Source organism: Mycoplana sp. ABR4_002, assembly GCF_056159645.1.
This window is the reverse complement of record NZ_JBSWVO010000001.1, coordinates 3,148,339-3,169,618: the sequence shown is the minus strand read 5'-3', so window position 1 is coordinate 3,169,618 and position 21,280 is coordinate 3,148,339. Positions and strand designations below refer to the sequence as shown.

The following is a 21,280-nucleotide window of genomic DNA, read 5'->3' as shown; positions in this document are numbered from 1 at the left end:
ATCAGGCGGCGCTGGCAAGCTTGCGGCGGACCTCGGCGAAGAGACGGACCGAGTTCAGCCGTGCTTCGAAATCGAAGACGGGCATCGAGATGATGAGTTCGTCGGCCTTCGTGGCATCGAGAAAGGCGGCGATCTTTTCCTGCGCCGTCCGCAGACCGCCGACAACCGCATATTGCAACGTGTGGTCGACCATGATGCGTTCGTTTTCGCTCCACAGACCCTCCATGCTGTCGACCGGCGCGGGGAACACGGTGGGGGCGCCGCGGCGCAGCGCGACGAACGACTGCTGCATCGAGGTGAACAGGTGGCGGGCCTCTTGGTCCGTGGCTGCGGCCACGCCCATCACGCCGACCATCACGTGCGGCTTGTCGAGGTGGGGCGACGGGGTAAAGCGCTCGCGATAGATCTCCAGCGCCGAGAACAGCATGTCCGGGGCGAAATGCGAGGCGAAGGCGAAGGGCAGGCCAAGCATGCCGGCGAGGTGAGCCGAATAGTGACTGGAGCCGAGCAGCCAGACCGGCACGTTGCTGTCCGCGCCGGGCACCGCGACGATCTTCTGGCCCGGCTGGATCGGACCGAGCAGCGCCATCAGGTCGACGACGTCCTGGGGAAAGTCGTTGGCCGCCGCTTCGAGGTTTCGGCGCAGGGCGCGGGCCGTGGCCATGTCGGTGCCAGGCGCGCGGCCGAGGCCCAGGTCGATGCGGCCGGGAAACAACGCCTCGAGCGTGCCGAACTGTTCGGCGATCACCAGCGGCGAGTGGTTGGGCACCATGATGCCGCCGGAGCCGACGCGGATGGTGTTCGTCCCGGCTGCGACGTGCTGGATGACGAGGGCAGTCGCCGCGCTGGCGATGCCGCGCATGCCGTGGTGCTCGGCCAGCCAGAAACGGCTGTAGCCCTCCCGTTCCGCCTCCTGCGCCAGCCTGCGCGAGCTGGCCAGCGACTGGGCGACCGTGCCGCCTTCGATGACCGGAGAGAGATCAAGGATCGAAAAGGCCGCCATGGTCGCCTCGTTGTGAGCAAAATTGAACTGCGAACCATGTAGGTTCAATTTTCTCAATTCCAAGCCTGGGTCCGCGTTCCGCCGGCCCAGTCTGTATGTTTTTGTTTTGTTCACATTTCGCTGGCAGGGTCGCGTCATGTTCACTAGGGTTCGACCATGCAAGGCACGATTCGCATCATCGGTATCGATCCGGGGCTCCGGCGCACCGGCTGGGGCGTCATCGAAATGCTCGGCAACTCGCTGCGTTTCGTCGCTTCCGGCACGGTGATGTCCGACGGCGAGATGGACCTGGCTTCGCGGCTGTGCCAGCTTCATGATGGGCTGGCCGAGATCGTGCATGCCTATCGCCCGGACGAGGCGGCCGTCGAACAGACCTTCGTCAACAAGGACGCGACGGCGACGCTGAAGCTGGGGCAGGCGCGCGGCATTGCCATGCTGGTGCCGGCGCGGGCGGGCTTGCGGGTCGCCGAATATGCTCCGAACGCGGTGAAGAAGGCGGTAATCGGCGTCGGCCACGGCGAGAAGCAGCAGATCCACATGATGCTGAAGGTCCTGATGCCAAAGGCCGAGTTCAAAGGCAACGACGCCGCCGACGCGCTCGCCATCGCCATCTGCCACGCGCACAATCGCAACAGTCTGAAGGGCCGGCTGGCGGCGCTGGCGGGCTAGTTTGTTCTTGACATGCCCTGATGCCGGATATCGACCCTGTTCCCGGCAGCCGACCTGATCACGCCGGAGACCCATCCATGACGACGCCAACGACGAGGAATGCCCGATGATCGGCAAGTTGAAGGGCACGATCGACGAGATCGGCGAGGACCATGTCGTGCTCGACGTGCACGGGGTCGGCTACGTCGCCTTCTGCTCGGCACGGACACTGTCCAGACTCGGTTCGGCCGGCGAGGCGGCGGTGCTGTTCATCGAGACCTATGTGCGCGAGGACCAACTGAAGCTGTTCGGCTTCCTGTCGGGGACGGAGCGCGAGTGGTTCCGCCTGCTGCAGAGCGTGCAGGGGGTCGGGTCGAAGGTAGCCCTGGCGGTGCTGTCGACGATGACGCCGGGCGAACTCGCCAATGCGATCGCGCTGCAGGACAAGACGTCGGTGTCGCGTGCGCCGGGCGTCGGGCCGAAGGTGGCGGTGCGCATCGTCACCGAGCTGAAGAACAAGGCGCCGGCCTTTGCCGGCGAGGCCGGGCCGGCGATCGGGTTGAAGCAGGAGATCGGCGAGGGCGTCGCACCGGCGCCGGTCGCCGACGCCGTCTCGGCGCTGACCAATCTCGGCTACTCGCGCGACCAGGCGGCAAACGCGGTGGCCGCGGCGCTGAAGAACGGCGGCGAGAGCGCCGACAGCGCCAGGCTGATCCGCCTCGGGCTGAAGGAACTGGCGCGGTGACTTCCTTGTCGCGGCGGAATTTCCTATCATCGGACGCGTTCGAAGCAGAGTGCGCGGAGACCTTGTCGGCCTTTGTGACCGCGACCGGCCGCACCACGATCAAGACACGCGAGGCGACGGCGGCAGGCCGCATTCCCGGAATGGAACTTCTGACATGACCGAAGTCGCACGGCTCATCTCCTCCGAACGACGCGGCGAAGACATCGACGCCGCGCTGCGCCCGCAGACGCTCGACGACTTCACCGGCCAGGCGGAGGCACGCGCGAACCTGAAGATCTTCATCGAGGCGGCCAAGAACCGCGGCGAGGCACTGGACCATGTGCTGTTCGTCGGCCCGCCGGGGCTCGGCAAGACGACGCTGGCGCAGATCATGGCAAAGGAACTCGGCGTTAATTTCCGCTCGACCTCGGGGCCGGTGATCGCCAAGGCCGGCGACCTTGCCGCGCTGCTGACCAATCTCGAAGAGCGCGACGTGCTCTTCATCGACGAGATCCACCGGCTCAATCCCGCGGTCGAAGAAATCCTCTATCCGGCGATGGAGGATTTCCAGCTCGACCTGATCATCGGCGAGGGGCCGGCGGCGCGGTCGGTCAAGATCGACCTGTCGAAGTTTACGCTGGTGGCGGCGACGACGCGGCTCGGGCTGCTGACGACACCGCTGCGTGACCGCTTCGGAATTCCCGTCCGGCTGAACTTCTATACCGTCGAGGAACTGGAATCGATCGTGCGTCGCGGCGCCCGGCTGATGGGGCTCGGCATGACCGACGAGGGTGCGCGAGAGATTGCGCGCCGCGCCCGCGGGACGCCGCGCATCGCCGGACGCCTGCTGCGCCGGGTGCGCGACTTCGCCGAGGTGGCAAAGGCCGAGGCAGTGACGAAGGCGATCGCCGACGAGGCGCTAACGCGGCTCCTGGTCGACAACATGGGTCTCGACCAGCTCGACCGGCGCTACCTGTCGATGATCGCTCACAACTTCGGCGGTGGGCCGGTCGGCATCGAGACCATCGCCGCCGGGCTGTCGGAGCCGCGAGACGCGATCGAGGACATCATCGAGCCCTATATGATCCAGCAGGGCTTCATCCAGCGCACGCCGCGCGGCCGGGTGCTGACGGCGAACGCCTGGAAGCACCTGGGGCTGCAACCGCCGAAGGACCTCGAAGCAACGCAGTTCCGGCTGTTTTCCGAGGAGAGCTGACGTGATCAGCCGGCGCGGACTGCTGAAGACCCTGGGCGGCCTCGTCTTCACCGGCTTTGCCACCACCAGCTATGCCTTCGGCATCGAGCCGATGCTCCGGCTCCACACGGCGACTTACCGGCTGCAGCCGTCGAACTGGCCGGAAGGGCTGAAGCTTCGCATCGTCGCGCTTGCCGACATCCACGCCTGCGAGCCGTGGATGAGTGTCGCGCGCATCGCACGCATCTGCGAGGCCGCCAACGCGCTGGACGGCGACCTTGTCGTCTTGCTGGGCGACTACGCGTCCGGGATGAACCTGGTGACCAGCTACGTTCATTCCAAGGACTGGGCGAAGGCCATGTCCGTTCTGCGGGCACCGCTTGGGGTCCATGCCGTCATGGGGAACCACGACTGGTGGGAGGACCTTGCGGCGCAGGCGGCCGGGGGCGGCGACACGTTCGGGCACCGCGCCCTGAGGGAGGTCGGCATCTCCGTCTACGCCAACACGGCCAGGCGGCTGGAAAAGGACGGGCATGCCTTCTGGCTGGCCGGGCTCGAGGACCAGCTTGCACTAAGGCCGGGAAAGCGCTGGGGACGTAAGTCCTTCGCCGGGCTCGACGACCTCGACGGAACGCTGGCGCAGGTCACCGACACGGCGCCCGTGATCTTGCTCGCGCACGAACCGGATGTCTTTCCGCGTGTGCCCACGCGCGTCTGCCTGACCCTGTCCGGCCACACCCACGGCGGCCAGGTCCGCCTGCTCGGCTACACGCCCGTCGTGCCCTCGGCCTACGGCAACCGTTATGCCTATGGGCAGGTGACAGAACAGGGACACGACATCGTCGTCTCCGCCGGGCTCGGCTGCTCGATCGCGCCCATCCGCTTCGGATCGCCGCCGGAGATCACCGTCGTGGAACTCGGTTGAACGGTTGGTTTTGTGGCGCCGCCTTGGTCAGGCAAGCAGGGCTGCGATCGTGGCCCGCAGTCGCTGCCGGCCGCCGGGGCTCCAGCCGAGCATCCGGATCCGGTCGGTCGCCATGGCATTGAAGGCCTCGAGGTCCGCCGGCGGCGGCAACGGGTGCGGACAGCCGGACAGTTCCCGAACCACCGAGAGGATCGTGTTGGTGTCGACGAGGATGTCGGCGACGTTGAAGGTGTCGCCATTGATCCGCGCCGGGTCGGTCTCCAGCATCAGCCGAACCGCTGCGCCGACGTCGTCGCCATGCACTTCCGTGCCGGCACGGACCGGGACCGGCCGACCGGCGAGGTAGTCGTCGAACAGGCCCTGCCACTTGTGCTGCCGTCCCGTGGCCGCAGGCCCGTAGACACCGGTCACCCGCAGGCTGGCGGTAACGAAGTCGTGGGCGCAGAGCGCGTGCAGGCTGCGCTCGGCATCGAGCTTGACCTGGCCGTAGAGTGTGTCCGGCTTGGCCGGGCCGTGCTCGAGATAGGACTTGCCCGGCGGCTGCGTACCATAGGCGGCGCGGCTCGACAGAAAGACACAGCGGCGCACGCCGGCATCCTTGGCGTCTTCGAACAGGCGGGCCGAACCGTCGAGATTGGCGCGGCGGAAGGCCGCCGGGTCGTCACCCTCGCCGCCGCGGTACTTCCCTGGCACGTGCGAGAACGCGGCATGGACGAAATAATAGATGTTTTCGAAGGCGTCGATCTGGTCGGTGTCGGGATCGAGGACGAGCGGCACGAAGGGTACGTCCTGCGAGAAGAAGCCGGGCGGAGGGGCGGTGCGCCCGCCGACGCTGACCTTGTAGCCATGCGCGAGCAGGTGCTCGGTGATGAACCGGCCGACCCGGCCGGTGCCGCCGGCGACGAAGACGCGCGTCATTCGCCGGCCGGCAAGCGCGTCGTTGCGTCGGCCGCCGGTCGCGCCGGATTGGGCAGGTCGTCGATGTCGGGTATCGGCGCGCCCTCATAGAAGGCGTGCCAGAGCCGGATCAGCGGCATCAGCACCTCCGCTTTCGGGTGATTTTCCTCCCAAGGCTTTTCGTACTGGTAATGTAGCACGCCAATGCTTTTCCAGTCCCACAGTTCCGGCATGGTGAACCAGACATATTGCAGCATGTTCATATAGACCGGCAGGCCGTGCCAATCCGGGAAGAAGGTCTGCAGGAAGGTCTGGTCGGTGCGCGGCCAGAACGCATCCGGGCCGTCGAGGCGGGCGAGCATGGCGGCAAAGGTCGAAACCTCCGGACGGGCGACGAACACCCCCGAGTTCAGGCGGTGGAAGTCCTGCAGGCTCTCGTAGACATTCGGTGCGGCGGAAAACTCGGGATAGTCGAAGAGCCGGTCGATGTTCTTCAATACGATCGCATCGGCGTCGATGAACACGCAGCGCTCATACTCGGTCAATTGCCACAGCCGGAGCTTGACGAAGTTGTCGAGCGGGGTGTGGAACGCCGGCTTGCGGCCCCGGGTGAAGGGGGCCGCGCCATGCAGGGCGCGGCGTTCATGGCGGGCGTTGAAGGCGTCCGACAGCGGCAGCAGGTCCGCCTCGACCAGCCGGCAGCCGAGCGCCGCCAGGGTTTGGCGGCATGCATCGCCAAGCGGCGGCGTGTGAAGCACGACGACGTCGGCGCCGGTACCGGTGCGCCGCAGCGAGCGCACGAGCGCGGTCGCCCCCCTGGCGTAGTCGGCATTGGTCACCAGCGTGACGAAGGCTCGGTTGCTGTGCGGCGTCCCGCTCCGCCTGAGGCCCGGATCGACGTGCTGTGCAGGCATCATGAAACCGATTTGAGCCTCCGGCCCTCGGGATCGTGGTTGAGAGTGGCGGCGATGTCGCGTGTCCAGGCGGAGACGGCCGGGACGCGGGCGCGGTCGACTCGATAGGCGAACTTCCTCGCGACATCGACGATTTCGGAGAGGAGGCCGTCCTCGAGCGTGATCGGGTCGAGGCCCAGGCCCCGGAACTTGCTGTTCTCCACCACGAGGTCGTTCTCGGCCGCCTCCTTGCGCGGGTTGGGCAGGAAGACGACCTCGGAACCGCCGATGCCGGCCACCAGCTTCGCCAGGTCACGCACCCGGTGGGTCTCGGTCATCTGGTTGAAGATCTCGACGCGAGCGCCGCGCGCGGGCGGGTTCAGGAGCGCCAGCTCGATGCAGCGCACTGAATCCTGGATGTGGATGAAGGCGCGGGTCTGGCCGCCGGTGCCGTGCACGGTGAGCGGATAGCCGATCGCGGCCTGGATCAGGAAGCGGTTGAGCACGGTGCCGTAGTCGCCGTCATAGTCGAAGCGGTTGACGAGCTGCGGGTGCATCCGCGTTTGCTGGGTGTGCGTGCCCCAGACGATGCCCTGGTGCAGGTCGGTGATCCTGAGGCCGTCGTTCTTGGCGTAGAACTGGAACAGGAGCTGATCCAGGCATTTAGTCATGTGGTAGATCGAGCCGGGATTGGACGGGTAGAGGATCTCCTGCGTGGCGGTGCCGCCTGCCATCGTCTCGATGCCGACCGGGAGGTAGCCTTCGGGGATCGCGGCCCCCACGGTCGAATAGCCGTAGACGCCCATGGTGCCGAGATGGACGAGGTGGGCGTCGATGCCGGTCTCCACCAGAGCGTTCAACAGATTGTGCGTGGCGTTGACGTTGTTGTTGACCGTGTAGTTCTTGTGCCGGTCGCTCTTCATCGAGTAGGGCGCGGCGCGCTGCTCGGCGAAGTGGATGATCGCGTCCGGCTGCTCCTCGCGCAGCCAGTTCTTCAGCAGCTCATAGTCGCGGGCGAGATCGATCAGGTGGAAGTGGATGCGGCGGCCGGTTTCGGCGTGCCAGACGCGCGTGCGCTCCTGGATCGAATCCATCGGGGTAAGCGACTGCACGCCGAGCTCGGTGTCGATCCAGCGGCGGGAAAGGTTGTCGAGGATGTGGATCTCGTGACCGGCGTTGGACAAGTGCAGCGAGGTGGGCCAGCCCACGAAACCGTCGCCGCCAAGTACCGCAATCTTCATCGCCGCCGCCATCGCAAATCTCCGCGCATTGAAAACTGTCCCGGTCATAGTGATCCAATATGACAGGAGTGCAATCCTTGCTTTTGCCCCGCCCTTCCTCCACAAGTCGGTGGAATTTTCCCGGATCGGACCTGAGAATGACCACTTTCGACCACGCCCTTTCGGGCGAACTGACGGCCGAGGGGCATCGGCTGAGCCAGCGCGTCTACTACGAGGACACCGACTTTTCCGGTGTCGTCTACCACGCGCGCTACCTGCACTTCATGGAACGCGGCCGCACCGACTACCTGCGCTGCCTCGGCGTCGAGCAGGGCGCGCTTTCGATCGAGGGCGACACGGAAGGCCTGATGTTCGTGGTCCATCGGATGGAGATCGATTTCAAGGCGCCGGCGCGGATGGACGACATCCTGACGATCGTGACGCGGACGGAGAAGGCCGGCGGCGCCAAGATGGTGCTGCAGCAGGAGGTCCGGCGCGGCGAGCAGGTCTTGATCGCGGCGAAAGTGGTGATCGCGGTGATCAACGCCCGAGGCCGGCCGCGGCGGCTGCCGGAGGGGTTGGCCGCGCAATTTCTTTCGGCCGCTGGCACTGCCGGGACCTGATCTCATCCGTCAATCATGGCGCCGACGATACGGTCGGTGAGCACCTGCCGCCACCCGCGGGTCTCCGCCCACGGATCCTGTTCCTCGAGTCGGAGCAGCACCACCGGAATGGAGAAGGCGTTGGCGGCCTCGAGCCTCGCCAGTTCGTGCCAGGTCACCGGGGTGGCAACCGGACCGCCCTTGCGCGCGCGTGCCGAGTAGGGGGCGACGGCCGTGGCGCCGCGCTCGTTGCGCAGCCAGTCGATGAAGATCCGGCCCTTGCGCTTGGCCTTCGACATGGTGGCGACATAGCGCTCGGGGCGGGCGCCGGCGAGCCGCAGCGCCAGCGCCTTTGCGAACGTCTTCACGCCGTCCCAGTCCGCCTTCGGCGCCAGCGGAACGATGACGTGCACGCCCTTGCCGCCGGTCGCCATCGGCACCGACTTCAGGCCAACGGCCTCAAGCACGTCGCGCAGTTCCAAGGCGGCCTCCTTGACGTCGTCGAAGGCGAGGTCCTCGTCCGGATCGAGGTCGAAGATCATCCGGTCGGGCTGCTCCAGCCTGTCGGCGGCCGCGCCCCAGATGTGGAACTCCATCGTTCCCATCTGCACGGCGGCGACGAGGCTGCGGTCGTCGGTGATCAGCATGTAGTTTTCGGTCCCGCCGGAACTTTCCTGGATCGGCACCTGGCCGATCTCCTTGGGGAAGCCGTCGCCGGCATGCTTCTGGAAGAAGCAGTGGGCGATGTCGCCGCTCGGACAGCGCAGCAGGGAGACGGGATGGTTGGCCGCGCTCTGCAGCATCCGCGGCGCGACGGCCGCATAGTAGCGGGCCAGGTCGAACTTGGTGACGCCGTCCTCTTGAAACAGCACGCGTTCGGGATGGCTGATGGTGATGCCGGCGACGACGTTGTCGTCCGCTGCCTTTGGCGAGGAGGCCCTGACCTTCGCCCGTGGTCTGCTCGCCGGTTGGGCAGGCGGCTCCTCATTGCCGGCCGGCGCGTTCTTCGTCGTCTCCAGAACCACGGTGCGGGCCTCCTTGTCGTTGCGCAGACCCTGGAACGAGCCGTGCCGGATGTTGCCGTCGTCGGTGAACTCGGCGAACTCGACCTCGGCGACGAGGTCGGGCTCGAGCCAGACGGCCCCACGGCTGTACTCGGCCGGGACCGCGGTGAAAGGCGAAACCTTGCGGATCCGCTTGGCGAACAACGCGCCGAGTTCGGCCAAGGTTTCATCGTTGAAGCCGGTGCCGACGCGGCCCTGATAGACGAGACGGTCATTCTCGAAGGTGCCAAGCAGGATCGAGGCGAAGGGCCGCGCGCGCTTGTCGGACGGGGCGTAGCCGCCGATCACGAATTCCTGCCTGCGGGTGCATTTGACCTTCAGCCAGTCGCCACCGCGGCCGGCGCGATAGGGCGCGCCGGCGCGCTTGGCGACGATGCCCTCCTGGCCGGCGCGACACATGCTGCGGTAGACCTCGCCGGCATGACCGCGGACGTGCTCGCTGAACTTGAGGATGCGACCGTCGGAGCCCGCCAGCAGCGCCTGCAACATCGCCTTGCGCCGGACGAGCGGCTTTCCGGCGATGTCCTCGCCGTTGAGATGGAGCAGGTCGAAGGCATAGAACACCGTTTGTCCGCCATGTTTCAGTGCCTTCTGCAGAGCGGAGAACTGCGATCCGTCGCTGTCGGCCGCTACCGCCTCGCCGTCAATCAGCGCGCTGTCGCAGGCGAGTTCGGACAGGGCCGCGGAGATGCCGGGAAACTTTCCGGTCCAGTCGAGGCCGTTGCGGGTGTAGCAGATCACGCGGCCACCGCCGATGGCCGCCATCAGCCGGTAGCCGTCGAACTTGACCTCGTTCAGCCAGTCATCGCCCTCAGGCGCGGCGGTCGCAAGGGTGGCAAGCTGGGGTGCTCGGAAGGCCGGCGGCGCTAGGCCCTTCGACCGCAGTTTTTTTTTACCCGATCGGGCAGCGGGGAGAGGGCCCCCTTGCGGACGTTTTCCGAAACCGGTTGGTTCGAGTTCCAGACGTGGCGCCGGTCCTCGCCCGCGCCGGCGGCGATCTCCGCCATCGTGCGCCCGGTGGCGACGCTGGTCTTGTTTGCCACAAGGACGCTGTCACCGTCATCGGAGGCGATTGCGTCGCGCTCCTTGATCAGCAGCCAGTTCTCGTGCTTCTCGCCCGGCCGCGGCTTCATCCTCACCAGGGTCCAGCTGCCGGTGAGGCGATGGCCATAGAGGCGGAATTTCAGCTTGCCCTCGTCGAAACCCGTGTCCGGGTTCTCCAGCGGCTCCCAGTGACCGACGTCCCAGAGCATCACCGTGCCGCCGCCATACTGGCCCTTCGGGATCGTACCCTCGAAGTCGCCATAGGCCATGGGGTGATCCTCGGTGCGCACTGCCAGCCGCTTGTCCTCGGGGTTGAGGCTCGGCCCGCGCGTCACCGCCCAGCTCTTCAGCACGCCGTCCCATTCGAGCCGGAAATCGTAGTGCTCGCGCGTCGCATCGTGCTTCTGCACCACGAAGCGGAAGCCGCTCTTCGAACGACGTCCGACCTCGCCCTTCGGTTCGTCAGTCCTGGCGAAGTCGCGCTTGCGATTGTATTCATCAAGTCCGGTTCGGGGCGCGGCCATGCCGGCCTCACGCCGACTTCGAACGGGCGCCGGATGCCTTGGACTTCTTCGCCGGGCCGCCGCTGCCCTCGAGGCTCTTCTTCAGCGCCGCCATCAGGTCGACGACATTGCCCTTGCCGCCCGGGCGGCGCTCGTCGCGTTCGTCCAGAGTGATCGCCTTGCCCTTCATCTTCTCGTTCACAAGGCTCTTCAGGGCGTCTTCGTAGTGGTCCTTGAAGAGCGTCGGGTCAAACGGAGCGGTCTTGCGCTCGATCAGCTGGGTGGCGACCTCCAGCAGCTCCTCGTCGGCCTTCTTCTTTGGAATGCCGGCGAAGATCGGGTCGGTCTTCTGCAGTTCGTTGGCATAGTGCAGCGTCTCCACGAGCATGCCGTCGCCACAGGGACGAACAGCGACGAGATATTCGCGCCCGCGCATGGTGAGCTGGCCAAGGCCGGTCTTGCCGGAGGCGCGCAGCGCATCGCGCACCACCTGGTAGGCGTCGTCGGCGAGATCGTCGGCCGGGACGAGATAGTAGGGCTTGTCGAAGTAGACCGGCGATATCTCGTCGGTGTCGACGAACTGGACCAGCTCCAGCGTCTTCTTGGTGTCGAGCTTGATCGCGTCGATCTCCTTCGGCTGCAGCAGGACGTACTTGCCATCGTCGAGCTCATAGCCCTTGACGATCTCGTCCTCCTTCACCGGGCCGACGCCGTCGACCACCTTCTCGTAGTGGATCGGCTTGCCGGTCGGCTCGTGGATCTGCCGGAAGGAGGTGCGCGCACCGGACTTGGTGGCCGTATAAAGCTCGACCGGGATCGAGACGAGCGACAGGCGAAGCTGTCCTTTCCACATTGCCCGTGACACCATGGTCATCGCTCCCTATGGGCGGCGGTTGTCGCGCGCTCGACGTCTGCCGTATTCGTAGCCAGGCACGAAGACACGAAGTATAGGACCATTGCGCGTTTCCTCAAACATCCGCCGCTTCATCCTTACGGAGGCGAGTCGACGCCCGCTGCGGTCGTCGACGCCTTGCACAATGCGCCAACCCGGCGGTCGGTTCCGGCGGACCGGGGCGCTGAAACGAATTGAGCGATCGGCGGTAATACTCTGTTAATCATAATGATGTCTTACTCATTGCACTGGATTTTGTGCGCCGCACGTCATCCTTTAACCAAAATTGACGGCAAGAAGGCGATTGAAAGCGTTGGATCGGCGTGGCGGTCGGGCAGCATCAACCGGACATTCTTGACGGACGCGGAATGGCTGTGAGCGGATGGTTCGCAGGTTTCCGAAGGTTTGTGAAAAGTCGGCCCCGACAACCCGATCTCCCATCGGGTCCGGTCCGGCGAAAAGGATGAAGACCCGGTTCGACGGCCACAGGTCCCGTGCCGGGTGTTTGGATTCGGGGACAGAAGTCTATGGAACAGGTAGGTTTGGCAGCAACCGCGGATGTGAGCCTCTGGTCGCTCTTCATGCAGGCCGGGCTCGTCGTAAAGCTGGTCATGCTCGGGCTGATCGCGGCATCGGTCTGGACCTGGGCGATCGTGGTCGACAAGACGCTGGCCTACGGCAAGGCTCGGCGCCAGCTCGACAATTTCGAGCAGGTGTTCTGGTCGGGCCAGTCGCTCGAGGAACTCTACCGCACCCTTTCCGACCGTCAGACCTCCGGGATGAGCGCGATGTTCGTGTCGGCGATGCGCGAGTGGAAGAAGAGCTTCGAGCGCGGCGCGCGCTCGCCGATCGGCCTGCAGATGCGCATCGACCGGGCGATGGATGTGACGCTCGCCCGCGAGTCCGAAACGCTGGAGGCACGGCTCGGCTCGCTCGCGACGATCGGCTCGGCTGCCCCCTTCATCGGCCTGTTCGGCACCGTCGTCGGCATCATGACGTCGTTCCAGGCGATCGCCGGTTCGAAGTCGACCAATCTCGCCGTCGTCGCGCCCGGTATCGCCGAGGCGCTTCTCGCCACCGCGATCGGTCTGCTGGCGGCCATTCCCGCCGTCATCGCCTACAACAAGTTTACCGCGGACGCCGGCAAGCTGACGGCACGCATGGAGGGCTTCGCCGACGAGTTCTCCGCCATTCTTTCGCGCCAGATCGACGAGAAGCTGCAGCCGCGCCAGGCGGCTGAGTGACCGGTCGAGCCTAGCAGGAGACGAAGCCATGGGCATGTCAGTCGGTGGGGGCAAGGGCGGCGGTGGCCGCCGCAGACGCGGCGGGCGCAGAAGCGCCATCAGCGAAATCAACGTCACGCCGTTCGTCGACGTGATGCTGGTGCTGCTGATCATCTTCATGGTCGCGGCGCCGATGATGACCGTCGGCGTGCCGCTCGACCTGCCGAAGACCTCGGCCAAGGCATTGAACGCCGAGACCCAGCCGATCACCGTCTCGGTGAAGGCGGACGGCGCGGTGTTCCTGCAGGAGACCGCCATTCCGGTCGACGAGATCGCCGCCAAGCTCGAAGCCGTCGCCACCACCGGCTACACCGAGCGCATCTTCGTGCGCGGTGACGGCGCGGCGCCCTATGGCGTGATCGCCGACGTGATGTCGCGGATCCAGTCCGCGGGCTTCACCAATATCGGTCTCGTGACCGAGCAGAAACCGGACAATTGACCTGACCGCGATGAAGGGCAGCCTCGCCACATCCGCCGCATTGCACATACTGGTGCTCACCTGGGCGCTGGTCTCGATCGGCAGTCCGGAGAGCTTCGACGTCGCCGACGTCGAGGCGATGCCGGTCGACATCGTGCCGATCGAGGAACTGACGCAAATCCAGCAGGGCGACAAGAAGGCGCCGAAGGCGGAGACGTCCGCGCCGGTGCCGACCAAGCGCCAGGATGTGGTCGAAAACGCCGAGAACGCCGGCGACAACGACATCGACCTTAAGACTCCGCCGACACCGCACGACAAGCCGCAGAACGTCGAGACGGCGGCGGCCCCGGCCAAGGCCGAAAAGCCGCGCCCGACGCCGGAGCCGGCCGACGAGCCGGTCGAGGAGGTGCAGAAGACCGAACCGGCGACAACGCCGGCGACGGAGGTGGCCAAGGAGGCCGAGCCGAAGCAGGACGTCAAGCCGGACGCCAAGCCGGAAGAAAAGCCGGCCGAGGAGACGCCGCCCGAGGCCGCCGAAGCCGAGGCGCTGCCAGAAAACGTGCCCCTTCCGCAGGTGAAGCCGAAGCCGGCCCAGGCGCAGACGGCCAAGACCGAGGAGCGCAAGAACGAAGAGAAGAAGCAGGAGCAGAAGAAGGCCGCCTCCGCCAAGGAGAGCGACTTCAACGCCGACGAGGTGGCCGCCTTGCTCAACAAGACCGAAAGCAAGGGCGGCGGCGCCAAGCGCTCGACCGAGACCGCCTCGCTCGGCGGCAAGAAGACGACCGGCGGTTCGAAGCTGTCGATGAGCGAGATGGACGCGCTGCGCGGCCTGATCCAGAACAACTGGTCGATCATCCCCGGCATGGCGGACGCGACCGAGGTCCGCATCAAGGTGACGATGCAACTCGATCCGGACGGCAACATCGTCGGCGAGCCAGAGGTCGTCGCCAGCGGCGGCTCGGAGGCGGCGCGCCGCGCACTGGCCGGCGGCGCTCGCCGTGCGATCCTGAAATCCGCGCCCTTCGACAAGCTGCCGAAAGAAAAATACGACGCCTGGAGCGAAGTCGTGGTGAACTTCGACCCGAGCGAAATGATGTGATGCCAGGTGGCATAAACTAGGAAGGCCTAGAACGCATGCTCAGACGCACTTTTCTCCATACCGCCGCCGGGCTGTCCGGCCTGGCCGCCACGGTGTCGCCGGCCTGGGCGCTCGTCGAGATCAACATCAACAAGGGCAATGTCGAGCCGCTGCCGATCGCGGTAACTGACTTCGTTTCCGGCGGCGACCTCGGAGCGAAGATCACCGACGTGATCGCCGCCGACCTGAAGCGGTCGGGGCTGTTCGCTCCGGTGAACAAGCAGGCCTTCATCGAGAAGATCTCCAACCCCGACCAGGCCCCGCGCTTCGAGGACTGGAAGGTCATCAACGCGCAGGCGCTCGTCACCGGCCGCGTCACGCAGGAGGGCGACGGCCGCCTGCGCGCCGAATTCCGCCTCTGGGATACCTTTGCCGGCCAGCAGATGACCGGTCAGCAGTTCTTCACCCAGCCGGAAAACTGGCGTCGTGTCGCGCACATCATCGCCGACGCCATCTACGAGCGCCTGACCGGCGAGAAGGGCTATTTCGACACCCGCGTCGTCTACGTCGCCGAAAGCGGCCCGAAGAATGCCCGGCGTCGCCAGCTCGCCATCATGGACCAGGACGGCGCCAATGCCCGCGCACTGACCGATGCCAACGACATCGTGCTGACGCCGCGGTTTTCGCCGAACCGCCAGGAAATCACCTACATGTCGTTCGAAGGGCAGCAGCCACGCGTCTACCTGCTGCAGCTCGAGACAGGGCAGCGCGAGGTGGTCGGCAACTTCCCCGGCATGACGTTCGCGCCGCGCTTCTCGCCGGATGGCCAGCGCGTCATCATGAGCCTGCAGCAGGAGGGCAACGCCAACATCTACACGATGGACCTGCGCTCGCGCACGACCACGCGCCTGACCTCGACCGCGGCGATCGACACGGGCCCGTCCTATTCGCCCGACGGCAGCCAGATCGTTTTCGAAAGCGACCGCGGCGGCCGCCAGCAGCTCTATGTCATGAGCGCCGACGGCTCCGGCCAGAACCGCATCTCCTTCGGCGACGGCTCCTATTCCACGCCGGTGTGGTCGCCGCGCGGCGACCTGATCGCCTTCACCAAGCAGTCCGGCGGCAAGTTCTCGATCGGCGTGATGAAGCCGGACGGCTCGGGCGAACGCATCCTGACGACCGGCTTCCACAACGAGGGCCCGACCTGGGCACCGAACGGTCGCGTGCTGATGTTCTTCCGCCAGAACGCCGGTGCCGGCGGTCCGCAGCTCTTTTCGATCGACCTGACCGGCTACAACGAGCAGCAGATCCCGACGAACGGCTTCGCCTCCGACCCGGCCTGGTCTCCGCTTCTGGAATAGTTGTCCCCCGGTTTGCGAACCGACCGCCGCTTTCTCGCCTCAAAGTGCTGCAAACCACGGCATGGCAGGGCTAGGGATTCGGCGACGGCCGTCGTTCCGCTGACGCCTCCAGCCTTTCCGGGGAGAAAACCGCAAGCGTTTGTTAACCATAATCGTTGAATGCGGATTAACCGCGCGCGGTTACAGTCTGGCAACCCTGATTGAACCCCAAGCGATATCGAACTGACTCAAGGAGACCGGCTGATGAGCCGCATTGAAACCCGGGCCGCTGGCCGCATGCAGAACCTCGCCCGCAACCCCGTCATGCTCGCTCTCTTCATGGGGTTGGCGCTGGCCGGTTGCGCCAACAAGAAGAACCTGCCCAACAGCGCCGGCGAACTCGGCCTGAGCAATGCCACCCCCGGCTCGACGCAGGACTTCACCGTCAACGTCGGTGACCGCATCTTCTTCGACACCGACTCGACCACGATCCGCGCCGACGCCGCCGCGACGCTCGACAAGCAGGCGCAGTGGCTGCAGAAGTACCCGAACTACGGGATCACCATCGAGGGCCATGCCGACGAACGCGGGACCCGCGAGTACAACCTGGCCCTGGGCGCGCGCCGCGCAACCGCGACCAAGCAGTATCTTGCCAGCCGCGGCGTACCGGCCGGCCGTATGAAGACGATCTCCTACGGCAAGGAGCGCCCGGTCGCCGTCTGCGACGACATTTCCTGCTGGTCGCAGAACCGTCGCGCCGTCACCGTCCTCGGCGGCGCCGGCATGTGATTGCATACCGGCAGCTCCGGTTGCCGGTGCTCGGGCCCGCCAGCGATGGCGGGCCTTTTTCATGTCCGGCCAAAACGGCCGTTGCTTCGCTGCGCGCGGTTTTTTATCACACTTTGGCCGAACTCCGTTGCTTTTTGGAAGCAATTGGAAAAACCTGCGGCAGCGCGAAATGCGCGGATTGGGACCAACGGGAAACGTCAAATGAAGAAAATCGTCGCGGCAAGCCTGATCGGCTTGGCAGCCTTTGCCGGGCCGGTGCACGCATTGCAGGCGTCGCCGCTGTCGGCGCTGGCGCAGCGCCTGATGCCGGGCGGCGGCAACGCCGACAAGGAGATCGTGCTTGCCCAAGCCAATGAGGCGACACGGCTCGGCCAACTCGAAGAGGAGATCCGGTCGCTCAACGGACGGATCGAAGAGATGAGCTTCCAGCTTCTGCAGATGCAGGAGCAGCTGCGCAAGACGCAGGAGGACAACGAGTACCGCTTCCAGGACCTGGAAAGCGGCAAGGGCTCGGGCCAGAGCGGCGCGCTGGAGCGCCCGTCCGGTCAGGGCGCCGAGAGCCAGACGGCAGCAACCGAGCCCCCGGCGGATCCGTCCGCCGCGGGCACCCAGGACACGGCGGCCGTCGGCCAGGCCGGGACGCAACCGCAGAGCCTCGGCACGATCCGCTTCGATGAGCAGGGCAACCCGATCGGCGCCGACATGAATGAAAGCGCCTCGATCGGCAGTGCGCCGCTGCCGGAGATCGAGCCCGGCGCGTCGGCGTCGGCCGGACCGGATTCCGCTTCGCTGGACCAGCCGGACGACATCTACAACGCCGCCTACGGCCACGTGCTGTCGGGCGACTACGCGCTCGCCGAGAAGGAGTTCCGCGACTATCTCGAGGTCTTCCCGGAAGGCGACAAGGCGGCCGATGCCAGCTTCTGGCTGGGCGAGGCGCAGTACTCGCAGGGCAATTTCAACGAGGCGGCGAAGACCTTCCTGAACGCGCACCAGACCTACGGCAAGTCCAAGAAGGCGCCGGAAATGCTGCTGAAGCTCGGCATGTCGCTGGCAGCGCTCGACAATCGCGAGACCGCCTGCGCCACGCTGCGCGAGGTGGGCAAGCGCTATCCCAACGCCTCCAAGGCCGTGAAGGCCAAGGTTACCAGCGAGCAAAGCCGGCTTTCCTGCTGAGCCCTGACGGAGCGATACCGTGACCAGCCCGCACCCCGAGGGCATCAGTGAGGCGGTCCTCCACTTTCTGAACCATTTCCCACAACCTGCCAGATTGCTTGTTGCCGTTTCCGGCGGCGGCGATTCTGTCGGCCTGCTCGTCGCCCTGGACGAGGCGCTGAAGACGGGGCGGTTTCCCGGTTTTTCCCTTTTTGCCTGCACCGTAGACCATGCGCTGCGCACCGGCTCGGCCGGGGAGGCGGACTTCGTTGCGCACCTTTGCGCGCGCCGCGGCATCCCGCATGCGACGCGCCGCTGGGAGGGGCCGAAGCCGGCAACCGGCATCCAGGCGGCCGCGCGACAGGCGCGCCATGCGCTGCTGGCGCAGGCCGCGCGCGAGGCGGGCGCCGACGCCATTCTGGTTGCGCACAACTTCAACGACCAGCGCGAGACGATCGCCATGCGCAGGGCGCGCCGCGATGGCGGCGCTGGCCTTGCCGGCATTGCGCCGGCTACCCTGCTTTTCGGCCAGGTCTGGGTGCTGCGTCCGCTGCTCGGCGTGTCCGGCGCCGTCATCCGGACCTATCTCCGCGACCGCGGTCAGGACTGGGTCGAGGACCCGAGCAACGCCAGCCGCCGGTTCGAGCGGGTCCAGGTCCGGCTCGCGGACGTGGCGACGAGCGGCGCGCGCGCGGACGAGGCGACCGGGCAAGGGGTCGCGATGGAACGCTGCCTGTCGTCGCGGCTGGCAGGAGCGTTTCTCACCCGCGAAGCCATGGTCTTCGATGCCTCTCTTGCCAGGCTGCCGCATGCGGCGATCGTGTCCGCGCTGGGCGATGCCGCCGCGTGGTCGGGGCTGCTGGCGCTGGTTGCGGCGCTGGGAGGCAGGGAGCATCGGCTGGAGGCTGCCTCCGCGGAGCGCGTGCGGGCCTTTCTCCGGGCGAAGACCCTGTCGCGGATGACCGCGGGGCGGGTGGTATTCGACCAGCGCCGCGAAGGGCTCTTTCTCTACCGCGAGTGCCGGGGCATCGATGCGGTCGGGGTGGCGCCATTCGAGGAGGCGGTCTGGGACCGCCGGTGGCGGATCATCAACAGCAGCGACCGACCGCTGACGATCCTGGCGGCGGACAATGCGCATGCGCCCGACCGGGACCGCGTTCCGCTGGGCGTCGCCGCCCGGGCCGCCCGCAGCCGTCCGGTCGTGATGGCCGCAGGCGCGCCGGCGGACCCTGCGGAATTCGCGCTCGTGCCGGTGCTGTCGCCGTATGATCGCTACCTGCCGGTGTTCGACCTGCCGCTCGCCGACGCGCTGGCGCAGCTTTTCGGCCGGCAACGCTATCCTGCGCCGCCGAACGGCCCCGGGTGCGACGTTCGGCTCCGTGGCGAAAGCCTGTAAAATAGGCAAAAATGGCGGTTGCCGCTGTCGTCGTATCCTGCGGCAACCGCAAATCCGCCATGGGCGTCAATGATAATGTCAGAAATGGCCCTGGCGGCTTCGGACTGCCTTGGCAAGGTGGTGGTGCGACCCTATGTTAGGTGCAAATGAAGCGGCGCAAACCTGCAGCCGAGAAAGTGCCCGGAAAGCCCGATGAATCCAAACTTTCGCAATGTCGCCCTGTGGGCCATCATAGCGCTTCTGCTGATCGCTCTCTTCAGCATGTTCCAGACGAGCCCGGCCCAGACCGGCTCGCGCGACATTCCCTACTCGCAGTTCCTCAAGGAAGTGGACGGCAATCGGGTGAAGGAGGTCGTGGTTACCGGCAACAAGATCGTCGGCAGCTATGCGGAAACGGGAGCGACGTTCCAGACCTACGCGCCGAGCGTCGATGACGCGCTGATGGAGCGGCTGGAGACGAAGAACGTCGTGATCAACGCCCGTCCCGAGACGGACGGATCGAACAGTTTCCTGAGCTATATCGGCACGCTGCTGCCGATGCTGCTGATCCTTGGCGTCTGGCTGTTCTTCATGCGGCAGATGCAGGGTGGCTCGCGCGGCGCGATGGGCTTTGGCAAGTCCAAGGCCAAGCTTCTGACCGAGGCGCACGGGCGCGTGACCTTCGCCGACGTCGCCGGCGTCGACGAGGCCAAGCAGGACCTGGAGGAGATCGTCGAGTTCCTGCGCGACCCGCAGAAGTTCCAGCGGCTCGGCGGCCGAATTCCGCGCGGCGTGTTGCTGGTCGGACCTCCGGGCACCGGCAAGACGCTGCTGGCCCGCTCCGTCGCCGGCGAGGCGAACGTGCCGTTCTTCACCATTTCCGGTTCCGACTTCGTCGAGATGTTCGTCGGCGTCGGCGCATCGCGTGTCCGCGACATGTTCGAGCAGGCGAAGAAGAATGCGCCCTGCATTATCTTCATCGATGAGATCGACGCTGTCGGCCGTCACCGCGGCGCCGGCCTCGGCGGCGGCAACGACGAGCGCGAACAGACGCTCAACCAGTTGCTGGTCGAGATGGACGGCTTCGAGGCGAACGAGGGCATCATCCTGATCGCCGCGACCAACCGGCCGGACGTACTCGACCCGGCGCTGCTGCGCCCGGGCCGCTTCGACCGCCAGGTGGTCGTGCCGAACCCGGATATCGTCGGGCGCGAGCGCATCCTCAAGGTGCATGTCCGCAACGTGCCGCTGGCGCCGAACGTCGACCTCAAGGTGCTGGCCCGCGGCACGCCGGGCTTCTCCGGCGCCGATCTGATGAACCTCGTCAACGAGGCGGCGCTGATGGCGGCGCGGCGCAACAAGCGCCTCGTCACCATGCAGGAATTCGAGGACGCCAAGGACAAGATCATGATGGGCGCGGAACGTCGCTCGTCCGCCATGACCGAGGCCGAGAAGAAGCTGACCGCCTATCACGAGGCCGGTCACGCCATCGTCGCGCTGAACGTGCCGTCCGCCGATCCGCTGCACAAGGCGACGATCATCCCCCGCGGCCGCGCGCTCGGCATGGTCATGCAGCTGCCGGAGGGCGACCGCTATTCGATGAGCTACAAGTGGATGGTGTCGCGTCTCGCCATCATGATGGGCGGCCGCGTCGCCGAGGAGATCACCTTCGGCAAGGAGAACATCACCTCCGGCGCCTCCTCCGATATCGAGCAGGCAACCAAGCTCGCCCGGGCGATGGTGACGCAATGGGGCTTTTCCGACCAGCTCGGCCAGGTGGCCTATGGTGAGAACCAGCAGGAGGTCTTCCTCGGCCACTCCGTGGCCCAGTCGAAGAACGTCTCCGAATCGACGGCGCAGAAGATCGACAACGAGATCCGCCGCCTGATCGACGAGGCCTATGCCGAGGCGAAGCGCATCCTGACCGAGAAGCACCACGAGTTCGTGGCGCTGGCCGAAGGCCTGCTCGAGTACGAGACGCTCACCGGCGATGAGATCAAGGCGCTGATCCGTGGCGAGAAGCCCGCCCGCGACCTCGGCGACGACACACCCCCGAGCCGCGGCTCCGCCGTGCCCAAGGCCGGGCAGAAGAAGGGCGGCGAGGCGGAAGGTGGCCTCGAGCCGCAGCCGCAATAGCCTGTCGACACCTGGCAATCCAACCGACCGGCCGCATCATGCGGCCGGTTCTTTTTTGGACACGGGCCGGTAACGGCCTGTAACGCGGCCGGGTTG

At 66.2% G+C, this 21,280-nt stretch carries 18 protein-coding genes and 1 pseudogene; 13 read left to right on the top strand and 6 right to left on the bottom strand.

The window, feature by feature from the left end; translation table 11 throughout:
* Position 1: 1 nt before the first annotated feature.
* Positions 2 to 1,003, bottom strand: a complete 1,002-nt coding sequence (locus tag ACXAGF_RS15125) for an LLM class flavin-dependent oxidoreductase (protein WP_475018215.1) — start codon at positions 1,001 to 1,003, stop codon at positions 2 to 4.
* Between the two features lie 156 nt (positions 1,004 to 1,159).
* Here ACXAGF_RS15125 and ruvC point away from each other — a divergent pair, with 156 nt between their 5' ends.
* From ruvC to ACXAGF_RS15105, 4 genes are all read left to right on the top strand, one after another.
* Entirely contained in the window at positions 1,160 to 1,672 is a 513-nt protein-coding gene (gene ruvC / locus ACXAGF_RS15120) for a crossover junction endodeoxyribonuclease RuvC (RefSeq protein WP_475018214.1), read from the top strand.
* Between the two features lie 106 nt (positions 1,673 to 1,778).
* Positions 1,779 to 2,396, top strand: coding sequence for a Holliday junction branch migration protein RuvA (gene ruvA / locus ACXAGF_RS15115; protein WP_475018213.1), 618 nt, complete (start codon positions 1,779 to 1,781; stop codon positions 2,394 to 2,396).
* Positions 2,397 to 2,550: 154 nt separating this feature from the next.
* Positions 2,551 to 3,591 carry a Holliday junction branch migration DNA helicase RuvB gene (gene ruvB / locus ACXAGF_RS15110; protein WP_475018212.1) on the top strand — a complete coding sequence of 347 codons (1,041 nt, stop codon included), beginning with the start codon at positions 2,551 to 2,553 and terminating at the stop codon, positions 3,589 to 3,591.
* Between the two features lies 1 nt (position 3,592).
* Complete coding sequence (locus tag ACXAGF_RS15105) at positions 3,593 to 4,495, top strand: metallophosphoesterase (RefSeq protein WP_475018211.1); 903 nt, start codon at positions 3,593 to 3,595, stop codon at positions 4,493 to 4,495.
* A 27-nt stretch (positions 4,496 to 4,522) separates the two neighbouring features.
* On the opposite strand, the gene ACXAGF_RS15100 is transcribed toward ACXAGF_RS15105, so the two are convergent.
* From ACXAGF_RS15100 to ACXAGF_RS15090, 3 genes are read right to left on the bottom strand one after another with little or no spacing between them, the layout of a single operon-like run.
* The gene (locus ACXAGF_RS15100) at positions 4,523 to 5,413 is read right to left on the bottom strand and encodes an NAD-dependent epimerase/dehydratase family protein (protein WP_475018210.1); all 891 of its coding nucleotides are present in this window, start codon (positions 5,411 to 5,413) and stop codon (positions 4,523 to 4,525) included.
* A complete protein-coding gene (locus tag ACXAGF_RS15095) occupies positions 5,410 to 6,309 on the bottom strand; it encodes a glycosyltransferase (RefSeq protein ID WP_475018209.1) in 900 nt (299 codons plus the stop codon). Before ACXAGF_RS15095 ends, ACXAGF_RS15100 begins: the two co-directional genes overlap by 4 nt.
* Positions 6,306 to 7,526, bottom strand: coding sequence for an NAD-dependent epimerase/dehydratase family protein (locus ACXAGF_RS15090; RefSeq protein ID WP_475019306.1), 1,221 nt, complete (start codon positions 7,524 to 7,526; stop codon positions 6,306 to 6,308). Before ACXAGF_RS15090 ends, ACXAGF_RS15095 begins: the two co-directional genes overlap by 4 nt.
* A gap of 137 nt (positions 7,527 to 7,663) precedes the next feature.
* Here ACXAGF_RS15090 and ybgC point away from each other — a divergent pair, with 137 nt between their 5' ends.
* Positions 7,664 to 8,128 carry a tol-pal system-associated acyl-CoA thioesterase gene (gene ybgC, locus ACXAGF_RS15085; RefSeq protein WP_475018208.1) on the top strand — a complete coding sequence of 155 codons (465 nt, stop codon included), beginning with the start codon at positions 7,664 to 7,666 and terminating at the stop codon, positions 8,126 to 8,128.
* Between the two features lie 2 nt (positions 8,129 to 8,130).
* Here the strand turns inward: ybgC and ligD are convergent.
* A pseudogene (gene ligD / locus ACXAGF_RS15080) lies at positions 8,131 to 10,739 on the bottom strand (DNA ligase D).
* Between the two features lie 7 nt (positions 10,740 to 10,746).
* Complete coding sequence (ku, locus tag ACXAGF_RS15075) at positions 10,747 to 11,586, bottom strand: non-homologous end joining protein Ku (RefSeq protein WP_475018207.1); 840 nt, start codon at positions 11,584 to 11,586, stop codon at positions 10,747 to 10,749.
* Between the two features lie 551 nt (positions 11,587 to 12,137).
* On the opposite strand from ku, the gene tolQ reads away from it, so the two are divergent.
* The 8 genes from tolQ (at position 12,138) to ftsH (ending at position 21,184) form a co-directional block, all read left to right on the top strand.
* Entirely contained in the window at positions 12,138 to 12,854 is a 717-nt protein-coding gene (tolQ, locus tag ACXAGF_RS15070) for a protein TolQ (protein ID WP_475018206.1), read from the top strand.
* A gap of 28 nt (positions 12,855 to 12,882) precedes the next feature.
* Entirely contained in the window at positions 12,883 to 13,332 is a 450-nt protein-coding gene (gene tolR, locus ACXAGF_RS15065; protein WP_475018205.1) for a protein TolR, read from the top strand.
* A gap of 10 nt (positions 13,333 to 13,342) precedes the next feature.
* Positions 13,343 to 14,410 carry a cell envelope integrity TolA family protein gene (locus ACXAGF_RS15060; RefSeq protein WP_475018204.1) on the top strand — a complete coding sequence of 356 codons (1,068 nt, stop codon included), beginning with the start codon at positions 13,343 to 13,345 and terminating at the stop codon, positions 14,408 to 14,410.
* 35 nt (positions 14,411 to 14,445) lie between these two features.
* Entirely contained in the window at positions 14,446 to 15,750 is a 1,305-nt protein-coding gene (tolB, locus tag ACXAGF_RS15055) for a Tol-Pal system beta propeller repeat protein TolB (RefSeq protein WP_475018203.1), read from the top strand.
* A gap of 243 nt (positions 15,751 to 15,993) precedes the next feature.
* Positions 15,994 to 16,518 carry a peptidoglycan-associated lipoprotein Pal gene (pal, locus tag ACXAGF_RS15050; RefSeq protein WP_475018202.1) on the top strand — a complete coding sequence of 175 codons (525 nt, stop codon included), beginning with the start codon at positions 15,994 to 15,996 and terminating at the stop codon, positions 16,516 to 16,518.
* A 201-nt stretch (positions 16,519 to 16,719) separates the two neighbouring features.
* A complete protein-coding gene (gene ybgF, locus ACXAGF_RS15045; protein WP_475018201.1) occupies positions 16,720 to 17,694 on the top strand; it encodes a tol-pal system protein YbgF in 975 nt (324 codons plus the stop codon).
* 19 nt (positions 17,695 to 17,713) lie between these two features.
* Positions 17,714 to 19,069: a tRNA lysidine(34) synthetase TilS gene (gene tilS, locus ACXAGF_RS15040; RefSeq protein WP_475018200.1), complete on the top strand. Its 1,356-nt coding sequence runs from the start codon at positions 17,714 to 17,716 to the stop codon at positions 19,067 to 19,069.
* Positions 19,070 to 19,261: 192 nt separating this feature from the next.
* Positions 19,262 to 21,184, top strand: coding sequence for an ATP-dependent zinc metalloprotease FtsH (gene ftsH / locus ACXAGF_RS15035; RefSeq protein WP_475018199.1), 1,923 nt, complete (start codon positions 19,262 to 19,264; stop codon positions 21,182 to 21,184).
* Positions 21,185 to 21,280: the final 96 nt, after the last annotated feature.

Bases quoted from the DNA above. Each gene is read 5' to 3' on its own strand.
- ybgF (WP_475018201.1), top strand. From the start codon at position 16,720: ATGAAGAAAATCGTCGCGGCAAGCCTGATCGGCTTGGCAGCCTTTGCC.
- ruvC (WP_475018214.1), top strand. From the start codon at position 1,160: ATGCAAGGCACGATTCGCATCATCGGTATCGATCCGGGGCTCCGGCGC.
- ruvB (WP_475018212.1), top strand. From the start codon at position 2,551: ATGACCGAAGTCGCACGGCTCATCTCCTCCGAACGACGCGGCGAAGAC.
- pal (WP_475018202.1), top strand. From the start codon at position 15,994: ATGAGCCGCATTGAAACCCGGGCCGCTGGCCGCATGCAGAACCTCGCC.
- ACXAGF_RS15060 (WP_475018204.1), top strand. From the start codon at position 13,343: ATGAAGGGCAGCCTCGCCACATCCGCCGCATTGCACATACTGGTGCTC.
- ACXAGF_RS15090 (WP_475019306.1), bottom strand. From the start codon at position 7,526: ATGAAGATTGCGGTACTTGGCGGCGACGGTTTCGTGGGCTGGCCCACC.
- tolQ (WP_475018206.1), top strand. From the start codon at position 12,138: ATGGAACAGGTAGGTTTGGCAGCAACCGCGGATGTGAGCCTCTGGTCG.
- ACXAGF_RS15100 (WP_475018210.1), bottom strand. From the start codon at position 5,413: ATGACGCGCGTCTTCGTCGCCGGCGGCACCGGCCGGGTCGGCCGGTTC.
- tolB (WP_475018203.1), top strand. From the start codon at position 14,446: ATGCTCAGACGCACTTTTCTCCATACCGCCGCCGGGCTGTCCGGCCTG.
- tolR (WP_475018205.1), top strand. From the start codon at position 12,883: ATGGGCATGTCAGTCGGTGGGGGCAAGGGCGGCGGTGGCCGCCGCAGA.
- ruvA (WP_475018213.1), top strand. From the start codon at position 1,779: ATGATCGGCAAGTTGAAGGGCACGATCGACGAGATCGGCGAGGACCAT.
- ACXAGF_RS15125 (WP_475018215.1), bottom strand. From the start codon at position 1,003: ATGGCGGCCTTTTCGATCCTTGATCTCTCTCCGGTCATCGAAGGCGGC.
- ACXAGF_RS15095 (WP_475018209.1), bottom strand. From the start codon at position 6,309: ATGATGCCTGCACAGCACGTCGATCCGGGCCTCAGGCGGAGCGGGACG.
- ftsH (WP_475018199.1), top strand. From the start codon at position 19,262: ATGAATCCAAACTTTCGCAATGTCGCCCTGTGGGCCATCATAGCGCTT.
- ybgC (WP_475018208.1), top strand. From the start codon at position 7,664: ATGACCACTTTCGACCACGCCCTTTCGGGCGAACTGACGGCCGAGGGG.
- ku (WP_475018207.1), bottom strand. From the start codon at position 11,586: ATGGTGTCACGGGCAATGTGGAAAGGACAGCTTCGCCTGTCGCTCGTC.